The sequence below is a fragment of the Labrenzia sp. THAF187b genome, assembly GCF_009363375.1.
GTDB classification, from domain to species: domain Bacteria; phylum Pseudomonadota; class Alphaproteobacteria; order Rhizobiales; family Stappiaceae; genus Roseibium; species Roseibium algicola.
The window spans coordinates 79,957-92,196 of record NZ_CP045344.1; the positions used below are offsets into that span (position 1 = coordinate 79,957).

Consider the following 12,240-nt stretch of genomic DNA (forward strand, 5'->3'; position numbering starts at 1 on the left):
AAGCAAAGAAGCCGCAAAAGCGCTTACAGCTCAAAAAGTTCGGCCTGCTTCAGGGTTGCAGCCGCAGCAACCGGCCATCGTCGCTGTCTGTCAGGACATAGATATAGCCATCGGGCCCTTGCCGGACATCGCGTATCCGCTCGCCAAGATCCGTCAGCAGCTTTTCCTCACCGACAACCGTTCCGCCGTCGAGGTCAACACGGGCAAGGTGCTGTCCGGCCAGCGCACCGACCAGCATGTCGCCCTTCCAGTCGGGATATCGGTCGCTGGTTACAAAGGCCATGCCGGACGGCGCGATGGAGGGATCCCAATAGTGAACCGGCTGTTCCATGCCTTCCTTCGACGTGCCTTGACCGATGGTTGCCCCGGAGTAATGGCGTCCGTAGGAAATCACCGGCCAGCCATAGTTCTTTCCGGCTTCGGGAATATTGATTTCGTCGCCGCCACGTGCCCCGTGTTCAACTGTCCACAATACGCCGGTTTCAGGATGGATCGCAGCCGACTGCGGATTGCGATGACCATAGGACCAGATTTCCGGCTTGTAGCCTTCCTGTCCGATAAAGGGATTGTCCGGAGCAGGTTGACCGTCCCTCGTCAGACGCAACACCGACCCGGCGTGGTCCGAGGTATCCTGTGCACGCTCGCCGTCTCCCCGCTCACCGACGGTCATGAACAAGGTGCCATCAGGCGCAAATACGAGGCGTGATCCGAAGTGGCGGCCTCCGTAGGCCTTGTTGTTGCCGGAAAAGATCGTCTCACCATCTTCCAGCGCGAAGCCTCCTTCATAGGCACCGGTAAGCTTTGCCCGGAACAGGGATGTGCCGGCGCCCTCCGCCGATCCCTGGGAATAGGACAGAAAGACCGTTTGGTCGGCGGCAAAGTCCGGGCTGAGCGCTACGTCCAGCAGGCCACCCTGCCCTTGTGCAAAGACTTCCGGAACGCCGGTAACTTCGCTCTGCCTGCCGGATGCATCAATGTGCTTCACGGTCCCGTCGCGTTCCGTCACCAGGTAGCCCTCCTCCGGAAGGAAAGCGACACTCCATGGGTAAGACAATCCTGCGGCAACGGTTTCCAGCTGAACCGCGGACTGGGCCATTGCGGCAGGGACAATCGGCAGGACGAGCGCTGCGGCCATTGCGGCCACGCCTGGAAGAAGATGCGAATTCAGGGTCATTGGGGCTCCACGGACGTTTCATACTCCCTGTTAGGTAGGAGCCTGAACGGTCTGGAAAACCCGGCACGGTGCTAAAAATCGGAGCCCGGTTTCGTTGGCCCGTCCTGCAACGCCTCGAGCCGTGCGGCGATTGTTCGCTTCTCGAAGGCCACGTTCCAGTCGATCAGCGTCCGCCAGACCGCTTCCGCCTGCTCGCCTTCCAGCCCCAATTCTTCCGCCCGGTCTTTCAGAGCGGCCACCATTGTTTCAATCCTCTGGTGATCAAAGGCCTCATCAGGATGCTGTTTCAGGTCCGCCATCCGCCGGACATAGCCTTGGCGACGGGCAAAGAGCTGCAGGAGTTCTTCGTCAAGCGCATCAATTGCGGTGCGGATATCCGTTTTGCTGACGCAGTCGGCTGGCTGTTTCACAAGGGTCATGGCAGGCCGTTTGAAAAATGGAAAAGCGGACCGGTTGTACCGGTCCGCCTTGTTCAACAGAAGGCGCGATTTGAAGCAGGACTAACCGGCAGACCGGGTCTGTGCCTCGACACTGGCAAGTGCCGACATGTTCACCACGCCGCGCGACGTGACAGACGGTGTCAGGATATGCGCGGGCTTGGCCGTGCCCAGAAGGATCGGTCCGACATGAAGCGCCTGGGTCGATACCTTCAGAAGGTTATGGGCAATGTTGGCCGCATCTAGGTTCGGGAACAGAAGCAGGTTGGCCTCTCCCTTCAACTTGCTGTCCGGCATCACCCGCTCGCGCAGCTCCACGCTGAGCGCGCTGTCGCCGTGCATTTCGCCATCGACTTCCAGTTCCGGGTAGCGCTTCCAGATCATCTCCAGTGCTTCGCGCATCTTGCGCGAGGACGCCGTATCGCGAGAACCGAAGTTGGAAAGCGACAGCAGGGCGATCTTCGGTTCAATACCGAAGCGCCGGATTTCCTCAGCCGCGAGGTTGGCCATTTCGGAGATCTCTTCGGCGGTCGGATCCTCTGTCACGAAGGTATCCGACAGGAATATCGCCCCTTGCGAGTTGATCAGTAGTGACATGGCCGAAAGGTCCCTGGCCGTCTCGCAAACACCGATCACCTGCTTGATGTCCCGCAGATGGCGAATAAACCGGCCTTCAAGACCGCAAATGACCGCATCGGCATCGCCGCGGCGCACCGCAAGGGCCGAAATCACCGTGGTGTTGGTGCGCACGACCGTCCGCGCCGCGTTGGGCGGCATGCCCTTGCGGCCGACACACTCGAAATATTCATCGACATATTCACGGTAGCGCGGATCGTCCTGCGGGTTGACGAACTCGAAATCGACATCGGGACGAATGCGCAGGCCAAAGCGTTCGCAGCGTTGCTGCAGAACGTCCGGACGGCCAACCAGGATCGGCTTGGCGATATTGTCTTCGATCAGCACCTGAGCGGCACGAAGAACTCGTTCGTCCTCGCCTTCGGCATAAATGATCCGCTGCGGGTCCTTGCTGGCGTTCTGGATGATCGGCTTCATGATGAGGCCGGACCGGAAGACAAAACGGTTCAGCCGGTCCAGATAGGCCGTGAAATCCTCGATCGGGCGCGTGGCGACACCTGTCGCCATGGCCGCCTTGGCAACAGCCGGTGCAATGCGCAGGATCAGGCGCTGATCGAACGGCGACGGGATCAGATAGTTCGGGCCGAATGTTTCTGTCTTGCCGCCGTAGGCACGGGCGGCAACATCGGACGGTTCCTCGCGCGCAAGGCCGGCAATCGCCTCGACGGCGGCCCGCTTCATTTCCTCGTTGATGGTGGTCGCCCCGACGTCGAGCGCGCCCCGGAAGATGTAGGGGAAGCACAGGACGTTGTTGACCTGGTTCGGGTAGTCGGACCGTCCGGTACACATGACCACGTCGTCACGGACAGCCTTGGCGTCCTCCGGCATGATTTCCGGATTGGGGTTGGCGAGCGCCAGGATCAGCGGGCCCTTGCCCATCTTTTCCACCATGCCCGGCTTCAGCACGCCGGCAGCGGACAGCCCCAGGAAGACATCGGCGCCGTCGATTACCTGATCGAGCGACCTCAAATCCGTCTTCTGGGCAAAGACCGCCTTCCATTCGTCCATCAGCGCCTCGCGGCCTTCATAGACGACACCTTCAATGTCGGTAACCCAGATGTTCTCCCGCTTGGCCCCCAGCGAGACGAGCATGTTGAGGCAGGCAAGTGCAGCCGCGCCCGCGCCGGACGCCACGATCTTGGCTTCCTCGATCTTCTTGCCGGCAAGGTCCAGACCGTTGCGAACCGCGGCACCGACGATAATCGCCGTGCCATGCTGATCGTCGTGAAAGACCGGGATCTTCATTCGTTCCCGGAGCTTCGATTCAATCATGAAGCATTCGGGCGCCTTGATGTCTTCCAGGTTGATACCGCCAAACGTCGGCTCCAGAACCGAAACCGCATCGACGAATTTTTCAACGTCGGTCTGGGCCACCTCGATATCGAAGACGTCGATGCCGGCGAACTTCTTGAAGAGAACCGCCTTGCCTTCCATCACCGGCTTGGATGCCAGCGGACCGATGTTGCCGAGGCCGAGCACAGCCGTGCCGTTTGAGATGACGGCGACCAGATTGCCTCGCGAGGTGTAATTGGCTGCCAGTGCCGGATTGTCGGCAATCGCAAGGCACGGTGCGGCCACGCCGGGTGAATAGGCCAGCGCCAGGTCGCGCTGGTTGCCCAGCGGCTTGATTGCCTGGATCTCCAGTTTTCCCGGGCGCGGATGCTCGTGATAGAACAGGGCCGCTTCGGTCAGATCACTTCCGGTCTTGCTGCTGTCGCTCATGACGGTCCCTGTCTCCTGCCTCTTCCCTAAGGTCATATTGTTTTTCTGCAAAGCTCTGCGGCCTGTCCGCGAGGATGATCTGCAATTTCGTGAATACTCTGTGTGATTTAACCGGCGCGCTGCCTGATGAGAACCCGTAATAGCAAAAACAGCACGACCCCGTTCAGGATATGCCACAGGAAATGCGTGCCAATGGCAAGTTGATCGCAAACCGGGCCGTCCAGCGTCCGGAATGTCAGTGAAACGGCGAAGACGACACCTGTCAGCAACACCTCACGCCCGAGCTGCGCATTCTTGCGAAGAAACAGTGCCCCCACCACGAAGATCGCCAGCAGCGCAGGCACATAGCCTGCAGATGAGCCGACCAGCGGCGCGACCGCGCGCCCGGCAAAGGGCGTGACGGCGAAAAACACGATAACGATGCCTAGCGCCGCCCACCAGGACAGCCCCAGAAACCGGTTCAGCGCCGCAAAGAGATAGACATGGATAAACAGCGCGATCGGGATGACATCGGCAAGGCTCGCCCCACGTGTCGCGAAGGTGTGGAACAGGAACGACCCCAGGCCGGTCACGAAGACGATGCCGATCAGGATCAGGGCAAAGAGATCGTCCGGTGTCTTGCGGCGCCAGAGCATGTATCCGGCAATGGCCGCGATCAGGAAAGCCGCATTGGTGAGCGCATTGAGCGGCTCGGACCAGAACTCCGGCCCGATCCGCTCACAATAATTGTCCAGCTTGTCGGTCAGCGCCATCGGCTCCAACACCCGCCCCTGCTTCTTCCCTCGAAGGACTTACAACTTGGACGTGACAGTTTCGGTAATCAAGCGGCCAAGCCTTGAAATACCTTCTTCGATTTTCTGATAGTCGTTGCAGGAGAAGCTGAGCCGGAGGGTGTTTGCCCCGGTGCCATCTGGATGGAACGCGCGGCCGGGAACGAAGGCGACGCGCGCCGTTTCGATCGAGGTTTCCAGCAGCGCTGCCGCGTCCATCCCTTCGGGCAGAGTCATCCAGACGAACATGCCGCCGTCCGGGCGGGTCCAGCTGACACCAGCCGGCATGTGCCGCTCAAGCGCGGCCAGCATTGCATCGCGCCGGGACTTGTAGACCGCATTCGTCTTTGCCGTATGCGCTTCAAAGACATTTTCGGCGACCCGGGCCATGGCTTCCTGGTTGAGCACCGGCGAGTTCAGGTCACTCGCCTGCTTGATCAGAACCAGCCTGGAGATGACATCAGCCGACGCGCAGATCCAGCCGAGGCGCAATCCCGGTGAGAGCGACTTGGAAAAGCTGCCGCAGTAAAGTGTGCGGGCGTTGTTGATCCCCCCCGAGGCTTCGCAATCAAGCGCCAGCATCGGTGGCAACGGTTCGCCGTCATAGCGCAGCGCTTCATAGGGCGAATCCTCAATGACTGCACAGGAGAGTTCTCCGGCCAGTGCCAGCAGGCGTTGTCGCTCGGCCAGATCCACCGTCAGGCCCGTGGGGTTGGCGAAATCGGGAGAAAGATAAGCGAACTTGATCCGTCCGCCCTTTTCGCGCGCAGCTGCAGCATAATCTTCCGCAGGGCGGTTGGCTCCAGGGTCAAGCCGGTCGTAACCGGGCTCATAGGCATTGAAAGCCTGCAACGCGCCCAGATAGGTCGGCCACTGCACCAGCGCGGTATCGCCTTCCGTCAGGAACAGTTTGCCGATGTAATCGAGCCCCTGCTGAGACCCGGAGGTGACCAGAATATTCTCCGGCCCGCACGCGACGCCAAGGCGGCGCATGTGGCTGACGATCCAGTTGCGCAGGCGGGCGCTGCCTTCGCTCATGCCGTATTGCAGTGCGCGGCCCGCGTCCGGACCTGCCAGAATTTCCTGATAGGCTGCCTTGAACGCTTCGGCGGGGAACAGAGCCTGGTCGGGAATACCGCCGGCGAAGTTGATCACATCCGGCTGGTCCAGCAGTTTCAGCAGTTCACGGATTTCCGAGGCGCGCATGCGGCTGGCGCGTCGGGCGTATAGGCTTTCCCAGGTTGTCATTGTTGGCTCGTTGCATTTTTGGATTGGTTATTTAAGTCAATAATACTGACCTAACTTTTTTGCAAGTGTCTCAATCTTGTTATTTTTTGTAATTTTATTTCAAAGTCAATTTGACGCGACAGTTTGCTTGCTGCCTCTGGAAGCCATTGCGGCTATTGCCTATGTCTGGAGAGCAAAGGAGTTCGCCATGTCCCGTCTCGATGAAACCCGTCCGTTCATTCCGCTTAAAATTGCTGTGCTGACGGTATCGGACACGCGCAAGCTGGAAGAAGACCGCTCCGGCAATACGCTGGTGGACCGGATCGAAAAGGCAGGACATACGCTTGCAGACAGACAGATTGTCACCGATGACGTTCCGGCCATTCAGGCGGTCGTCAAAAGCTGGATCAATGACAAGGGCGTGGATGTAATCGTCTCGACCGGCGGCACCGGCTTTACCGGCCGTGACGTGACGCCGGAGGCTATGGAGCCTCTGTTCGAAAAACGCATGGACGGCTTTTCAGAGGTCTTTCACCGGATCTCCTACGACAAGATCGGCACCTCCACGATCCAGTCCCGTGCGACCGGCGGCGTCGCCGGGGCGACTTACATTTTCGTGCTGCCCGGTTCCCCGGGCGCCTGCAAGGACGCCTGGGACGGTATCCTGAAATGGCAGCTGGACTATCGTCACATGCCCTGCAATTTCGTGGAGATCATGCCCAGGCTGGACGAGCACCTGAAGCGCGGCAAGCTGCGGGAGGCGTGAGCGCCACCACACAGAAGAAGAGCGTGTCCGCCCAGAACCTTGCAGTGCCTTGTTCAGCCGTGCAGCTTGACGGCAACACTTGCTGGAATGCGCAGGGTACCGACGCAAAAGCGTGCGAAGGCCTGGCGGAACCTGGAGAACATCCCTTCCCGCTCGGGTTCACCCGAAGAGACGGCGGCAGCCCGCAGGAACACCATCCGCCCGCGTCCGATACGCTTGGCGATATCGAGATCTTCCAGCTCCGGCAACGGCCGATGGCCGCCGAGCTTCTGATAAAACTGTCTGGAGATCAGCAGGCCCTGGTTGCCGTAAGGCATGCCAAGGAGTTGGGACCGCAAGGCCGCAAAAGACTCGCTTACCCGCGCACTGAGCCCGAAAGCCTCATAGCGAAGGCGGAAGCTTGCGGCGGTCCGTGGACCGTTGGAGGCTCGCGCTGCCCGCTCGGTGAAGGCCTGGGCCTCATGATGCCAGCCGCTTTCCAGAAGCGTTTCCGGCCGCAGGAACAATAGCCAGTCACCCCGGCTCGCCATGGAGGCGCCATAGGCCAGGCGTTCGCTGCGGGAAGCATTGCCCCGGCTGATCCAGACACACCCGGCCGCGTCGGCAACCTTCTCGGTATTGTCCGACGATCCACCATCGACCACGATAACTTCGCGGATAACGCCTTCCGCAGCTGCCGGCACCAGGGCCGAGAGCGCGTGAACGAGCTCGGTTTCGGAATTTCTTGTCGCAATGATGACGCTGATCATGAACTCAAGTTTTACATGATTTTTTTTAAAGTGCGAGTGTCGCGGGCGAAGCGGGAGCTGTTTTTTGTTGGGGTTCTTAACAAACTCCAATAATCGGACACCAACTTTCGCGATATATATCGCCGGGTAATGTCTACTTTGGTTGCATGAGAAGAAAAGATCGGGCGAAAGCTGTAGCAGTACCTCTTACCCAGTTGTCATGGTGCAGCGAAAAGTTGCTCCAGTGTGAAACCGATCGGTATCCATTTGACGGTTTTCAGGAAAATAGCCCCTCTTCGGCAAATGGAAGTGCCGGATTTCATGTTATCTTAAGAGTGCATACCAAAGCTGAAAGCTCTTACTTCGACCAGAACCCAAGCGATCGCGCTATGACGACACCTGATCAAAAGCCAACTTCAGGCGCAGGATACCTGACGCAGACGCTCGGCCGGATTTTCACGGGGCTCGCCGGGTTTTTCCTGTCACTGGCCTTGCTGGCCGGGGCAGCATCGGCCCGAGACCTGGTGGTTCTGGCAACCCCGGAAGAGCCATACAAGTTTCTTGAAGACGGGACCTACAAGGGTATCGACGTCGAAGTTCTTGATGAAGTCATGCGCCGTCTCGGCCTTTCCTATTCGCTGGAACTGGTCGAATCCGGAACCCGCATACAACAGGAAGCGCGCGCCGGACGGGCGGACATGCTGTTGTTGTTTTCCAAGAAGCCGGACCGGATGGAGTACCTGAACTATCCGGACGAAAGCTATATCGACATCAGCTGGAGCTTCTTCATCCGCGCCGAAGATGCCGGGACAATCCGTTTCGAAGGGTACGACGACCTGAAGGGGTTGCAGATCGGTATCACGCAGGATTTCGCCTATACGCCGGAGTTCCTCAACGCCGGCCTCGATTTTCAGACGGTCGCCAGCAACAATCTCCAGATCGGCATGCTGTTGGCAAAGCGTGTCGATGCCGTTCCCATGAACACCATCAGTACGCTCTACGAGGAAAAGAAGGCCGGGAGGCTGGACCAGTTGGCGACGTTACCCCTGCCGCTGATAACGAAGCCCTACTACAACGTCTTTGCCAAAGCCTCTACCTACCCGGACATCGAAAGCCTTCCCGGACGCTACGACGAAACCATTCGCGAGATGCAGTCCGACGGGACGCTGGATGCGATCCTGGTCAAATACCTTGGCCGCCGGCCAGGTCATGATGACCGTGGCGGATCCTGAATTCCAGCCTGGTCTGAAGTCCACCATCTTTTGAAGGCGAAAACCCACAAGGTGTAAACAGCATCTTGCGTCGCGTTGGCGTCGTGATAATGTTCTTGTTATGTTCCATTTCGTAACCTGGACGTTCTCGCGTGCCCTTCAGCCCCCCCGATGAGATTTCACGACCAGCCGACGCAGCCGGCCTTGTACCCGATGTCCACTCCGTTGCCGAGCACAGGCGGCGAGGCCGCGCGGCTGCGCTCAATGCCTCCGGCCGCTTCGAGAAATTAACTCGTGAATGTTTTGACGATGGCTGGGAAACCCTTGAAGACCTGCCGCCACTGAAAACCCAGGTTCAGGAAGAGCGTGCGCGCACAATCATCACCCGAAACGAGTCGCCGGATATTTCCTTCGACCGCTCCATCAATCCCTACCGGGGCTGCGAACATGGATGCATCTACTGTTTCGCCAGACCGAGCCACGCGTTCATGGGGCTGTCTCCGGGCCTGGATTTCGAAACCAGGCTGTTTGCCAAACCCAATGCCGCCCAGTTGCTTGAACGTGAACTTTCCCGCCCCGGTTATCAGCCGCGCGTGATCGCCATCGGCACCAATACTGATCCCTACCAGCCGATGGAACGCGGCTACAAGCTTATGCGTGAGATCCTGGAAGTGCTGGACAATTGCTCCCACCCGGTTGCGATCGTCACCAAGTCCGCCCTGGTCACGCGAGATATCGACATTCTATCGAGATTGGCAGAACGAAATCTGGTGAAGGTTGCCTTGTCGGTCACGACGCTCGACAAGAAGCTCTGCCGGGCCATGGAGCCGCGTGCGTCTGCACCCCACAAAAGGCTTGAGGCCGTCCGGGCTCTCTCCGAGGCGGGCATTCCCACGTCCGTAATGATGGCGCCTGTGATCCCGGCCCTGACAGACAGCGAAATTGAAAACGTTCTGGAAGCGGCAGCCGAGCATGGCGCGACGGAGGTCGCCTACATCCTTTTACGGCTTCCCCTGGAAGTGTCGGAACTCTTTCGGGACTGGCTGCTGCGAGAGCGTCCGGACCGTTACCGCCATGTGATGAACCTGATCCGCGCCATGCGCGGCGGCAAGGACTATGACGCCAAATGGGGCGAGCGCATGCGCGGGAGAGGTCCTTATGCCGACCAGATTGCCAAACGGTTCTCGCTGGGGGCAAAACGTCTTGGCCTCAATCTGCGTCGCCGAAAGCTCAACACCGAGGCCTTCGTCCAGCCGCAAAAAGGCGGTGTGCAATTGGACCTGTTTTGAAGCCAGATCTTGAGAAACTTGCTGCCGGACGGCAGGGTGCTGTTCATGACGTTCAGCCCTTCCCTCTTCGATCTTGCCTTTCCCGATAGCCCGGACCTTGCCATTGAGCGCAAGCACGCGAAATCCTTTGACGGTCGGCTCTGCGGCGTTGACGAAGCCGGTCGCGGCCCCTGGGCTGGGCCCGTGGTCACGGCCGCGGTTATCCTGGATTACGACCGGATACCTGTTGGCCTCAATGATTCCAAGAAACTGACCGAAGCCCGGCGAGAAGAGCTTTTCGAGCAGATTGTTGCTACAGCCCATGTCTCGCTCGCCAGCGCCTCACCGGCAACGATCGATGCTGTCAATATTCGCACCGCGACCCTGTTGGCCATGGTGCGGGCCGTCAATCACCTGCCACTTGTTCCCGACTACGTTCTTGTCGACGGCCGAGATGTGCCGCATGGGCTGAAACAGGCCGGACAGGCATTGATCAAGGGCGATGGCCGCTGCCTGTGCGTTGCGGCTGCCTCTATCGTTGCGAAGGTGACAAGGGACCGGATGATGGTTCACCTCGACGCCAGTTTTCCGGACTACGGGTTTGCCCAGCACAAGGGGTATGGCGTGCCGCAACACCAGGCAGCCCTGGAACGCCACGGGCCGACCGTTCATCATCGCCTCAGTTTCAAGCCGGTCAGGCTGGCTGCAGGGTCTTGAGGTTCCGGACATAACGGGGTCGGTCTGGACGGCAGGAAATACGCCGCAAGTCAGCGACACTCCCATGCTTTCCAAAGCGTCAAGGCCAACCGGGAATGGAGTTCGCTGCCGATTAGTGCCAATTATCGAGCGCATTGCCTGCCGCAACAAAAAAGCGGCCCCGAAAGGCCGCTTCTTCAATTCGTCAGCAGAGTGGACCGAACTTAGTTCAGCCGCTCCTTCACCTGCTCAATGCTCTTGGCGAGGATGTCGTCGGCGACTTTATCCTTCACCTTCGCTGCAAGGATTTCCTCGGCAGCGGCAACGGCAATGTCAGCGGCCTTGGCACGGACTTCGGCGACTGCCTGGCTTTCGGCCTGTGCAATCTTGTCTTCCGCAGCCTTGGTACGGCGAGCAATCATTTCTTCCAGAGCCTGGCTGGTTTCGAGCGTAAGGCGCTCGGCTTCCGAGTTGGCTTCTGCGATGATGGCTTCCGCTTCGCTTTCGGCTTCATGACGCTTGCGCTGATACTCGGACAAGAGAGCCTGGGCTTCTTCACGCATCTTGCGTGCGTCTTCCAGTTCCTTGCGGATGGTTTCTGCGCGTTCGTCCAGTGAACCGTTGATCTTGGCCGGAACCTTGACGTAGAAAATCACGACGAAGAACAGGATAAGACCGATCAGGGCCCAAAATGTAGCATCCATGACGGTCTCCTCAGTTCATCGCCGACTTGAGCGCCTTGGTCAGGTCGGTCTTGGTCGGAGCTTTGCCCATCAGCTGCTCAACGAGCGCTGAAGCGGTTTCTCCGGCAATATCCCCGATCTGAGAAAGGGCATCGGTCTTGGTTGCAGCGATCTGTGCTTCAGCCGCTTTCAGCTTCCCGTTCAGCTCGGCTTCCGCCTTTTCGCGGCGAGCTTCATGATCTGCCTTGAGCTTGGTCCGCGTCTCGTGGGCAATGCCATGAGCCTTGTTGCGGGCCTCGGCCAGCGCCTGCTCGTAAGCTGCGATCGCAGCGTCGGTTTCTTCCTGCAGCCGGTTGGCTTCGGAAATATCACCGGCGATACGGTCCCTGCGGTCTTCCAGAATGCCTGCGATCCGCGGAACGGCCACATTCTTCATGATCCAGTAGAACACGCCGAACGTGATCGCGAGCCACAAGAGCTGGGAGGCGAATGTGGTGCTGTCAAAAGGCGGGAAACCCGCGCCATGCTCTGCGGCCGGCACTTCTATGGCTTCGTGCATGCCTTCTGTGGTCGAGTGAGTTTGGCCTGCCATTTCCAGTCTCCTAAATCCGGCTGGGCGGCGCTAGAGAGCGCCGCCACCGGAGTCGCATCGATAGTCGCTAAGGTTTAGCGATTAAGCGAACAGGAGGATCAAAGCCACCAGCAGGGAGAAGATGCCCAGAGCTTCCGTCACGGCGAAGCCGAAGATCAGACGGCCGAACTGGCCATCAGCAGCGGACGGGTTGCGCAGAGCGCCTGCGAGGTAGTTACCGAAAATGTTGCCAAGGCCGATGCCTGCGCCGCCCATGCCCAGGCATGCGATACCGGCACCGATGTATTTTGCTGCTTCTGCTTCCATGACACGTGCTCCTAAATGGTGTTT

13 protein-coding genes are annotated in these 12,240 nt (G+C 59.2%); 4 read left to right on the plus strand and 9 right to left on the minus strand.

The window, feature by feature from the left end:
• Positions 1-49: 49 nt before the first annotated feature.
• The 5 genes from FIV03_RS00380 to FIV03_RS00400 all read right to left on the minus strand — a co-directional run bounded on the left by FIV03_RS00380 (position 50) and on the right by FIV03_RS00400 (position 5,987).
• On the minus strand, positions 50-1,174 hold the full coding sequence (locus FIV03_RS00380) for a PQQ-dependent sugar dehydrogenase (protein WP_209009815.1): 1,125 nt from the start codon (positions 1,172-1,174) through the stop codon (positions 50-52).
• 71 nt (positions 1,175-1,245) lie between these two features.
• The gene (locus FIV03_RS00385; RefSeq protein WP_152508297.1) at positions 1,246-1,593 is read right to left on the minus strand and encodes a chorismate mutase; all 348 of its coding nucleotides are present in this window, start codon (positions 1,591-1,593) and stop codon (positions 1,246-1,248) included.
• A gap of 81 nt (positions 1,594-1,674) precedes the next feature.
• The gene (locus FIV03_RS00390) at positions 1,675-3,969 is read right to left on the minus strand and encodes an NADP-dependent malic enzyme (RefSeq protein ID WP_152508298.1); all 2,295 of its coding nucleotides are present in this window, start codon (positions 3,967-3,969) and stop codon (positions 1,675-1,677) included.
• 107 nt (positions 3,970-4,076) lie between these two features.
• Positions 4,077-4,721, minus strand: a complete 645-nt coding sequence (locus tag FIV03_RS00395) for a ceramidase domain-containing protein (RefSeq protein ID WP_152511761.1) — start codon at positions 4,719-4,721, stop codon at positions 4,077-4,079.
• 39 nt (positions 4,722-4,760) lie between these two features.
• Positions 4,761-5,987 (minus strand): PLP-dependent aminotransferase family protein, encoded by a 1,227-nt coding sequence (locus tag FIV03_RS00400; protein ID WP_152508299.1) that lies wholly within the window; start codon positions 5,985-5,987, stop codon positions 4,761-4,763.
• A 187-nt stretch (positions 5,988-6,174) separates the two neighbouring features.
• Here FIV03_RS00400 and moaB point away from each other — a divergent pair, with 187 nt between their 5' ends.
• The gene (moaB, locus tag FIV03_RS00405) at positions 6,175-6,732 is read left to right on the plus strand and encodes a molybdenum cofactor biosynthesis protein B (RefSeq protein WP_152508300.1); all 558 of its coding nucleotides are present in this window, start codon (positions 6,175-6,177) and stop codon (positions 6,730-6,732) included.
• 53 nt (positions 6,733-6,785) lie between these two features.
• Here the strand turns inward: moaB and FIV03_RS00410 are convergent, their stop codons facing one another.
• Positions 6,786-7,481, minus strand: coding sequence for a glycosyltransferase (locus FIV03_RS00410; RefSeq protein WP_152508301.1), 696 nt, complete (start codon positions 7,479-7,481; stop codon positions 6,786-6,788).
• Positions 7,482-7,849: 368 nt separating this feature from the next.
• Between FIV03_RS00410 and FIV03_RS00415 the strand changes: the two genes are divergently transcribed.
• The 3 genes from FIV03_RS00415 to FIV03_RS00425 all read left to right on the plus strand — a co-directional run bounded on the left by FIV03_RS00415 (position 7,850) and on the right by FIV03_RS00425 (position 10,656).
• Positions 7,850-8,692, plus strand: a complete 843-nt coding sequence (locus FIV03_RS00415; RefSeq protein WP_173013733.1) for a transporter substrate-binding domain-containing protein — start codon at positions 7,850-7,852, stop codon at positions 8,690-8,692.
• 155 nt (positions 8,693-8,847) lie between these two features.
• Entirely contained in the window at positions 8,848-9,960 is a 1,113-nt protein-coding gene (locus tag FIV03_RS00420) for a PA0069 family radical SAM protein (protein ID WP_286202319.1), read from the plus strand.
• 45 nt (positions 9,961-10,005) lie between these two features.
• A complete protein-coding gene (locus FIV03_RS00425; RefSeq protein WP_152511762.1) occupies positions 10,006-10,656 on the plus strand; it encodes a ribonuclease HII in 651 nt (216 codons plus the stop codon).
• Between the two features lie 203 nt (positions 10,657-10,859).
• On the opposite strand, the gene FIV03_RS00430 is transcribed toward FIV03_RS00425, so the two are convergent.
• The 3 genes from FIV03_RS00430 to FIV03_RS00440 form a co-directional block, all read right to left on the minus strand.
• Entirely contained in the window at positions 10,860-11,339 is a 480-nt protein-coding gene (locus tag FIV03_RS00430; RefSeq protein WP_023001967.1) for a F0F1 ATP synthase subunit B, read from the minus strand.
• Positions 11,340-11,349: 10 nt separating this feature from the next.
• The gene (locus FIV03_RS00435) at positions 11,350-11,910 is read right to left on the minus strand and encodes a F0F1 ATP synthase subunit B (RefSeq protein ID WP_023001968.1); all 561 of its coding nucleotides are present in this window, start codon (positions 11,908-11,910) and stop codon (positions 11,350-11,352) included.
• Positions 11,911-11,991: 81 nt separating this feature from the next.
• Positions 11,992-12,216, minus strand: a complete 225-nt coding sequence (locus FIV03_RS00440) for a F0F1 ATP synthase subunit C (protein WP_006935776.1) — start codon at positions 12,214-12,216, stop codon at positions 11,992-11,994.
• Positions 12,217-12,240: the final 24 nt, after the last annotated feature.

Excerpts from the sequence above, each read along its gene's own strand:
- FIV03_RS00380 (WP_209009815.1), bottom strand. The coding sequence starts at position 1,174 with ATGACCCTGAATTCGCATCTTCTTCCAGGCGTGGCCGCAATGGCCGCA.
- FIV03_RS00385 (WP_152508297.1), bottom strand. The coding sequence starts at position 1,593 with ATGACCCTTGTGAAACAGCCAGCCGACTGCGTCAGCAAAACGGATATC.
- FIV03_RS00390 (WP_152508298.1), bottom strand. The coding sequence starts at position 3,969 with ATGAGCGACAGCAGCAAGACCGGAAGTGATCTGACCGAAGCGGCCCTG.
- FIV03_RS00395 (WP_152511761.1), bottom strand. The coding sequence starts at position 4,721 with ATGGCGCTGACCGACAAGCTGGACAATTATTGTGAGCGGATCGGGCCG.
- FIV03_RS00400 (WP_152508299.1), bottom strand. The coding sequence starts at position 5,987 with ATGACAACCTGGGAAAGCCTATACGCCCGACGCGCCAGCCGCATGCGC.
- moaB (WP_152508300.1), top strand. The coding sequence starts at position 6,175 with ATGTCCCGTCTCGATGAAACCCGTCCGTTCATTCCGCTTAAAATTGCT.
- FIV03_RS00410 (WP_152508301.1), bottom strand. The coding sequence starts at position 7,481 with ATGATCAGCGTCATCATTGCGACAAGAAATTCCGAAACCGAGCTCGTT.
- FIV03_RS00415 (WP_173013733.1), top strand. The coding sequence starts at position 7,850 with ATGACGACACCTGATCAAAAGCCAACTTCAGGCGCAGGATACCTGACG.
- FIV03_RS00425 (WP_152511762.1), top strand. The coding sequence starts at position 10,006 with ATGACGTTCAGCCCTTCCCTCTTCGATCTTGCCTTTCCCGATAGCCCG.
- FIV03_RS00430 (WP_023001967.1), bottom strand. The coding sequence starts at position 11,339 with ATGGATGCTACATTTTGGGCCCTGATCGGTCTTATCCTGTTCTTCGTC.
- FIV03_RS00435 (WP_023001968.1), bottom strand. The coding sequence starts at position 11,910 with ATGGCAGGCCAAACTCACTCGACCACAGAAGGCATGCACGAAGCCATA.
- FIV03_RS00440 (WP_006935776.1), bottom strand. The coding sequence starts at position 12,216 with ATGGAAGCAGAAGCAGCAAAATACATCGGTGCCGGTATCGCATGCCTG.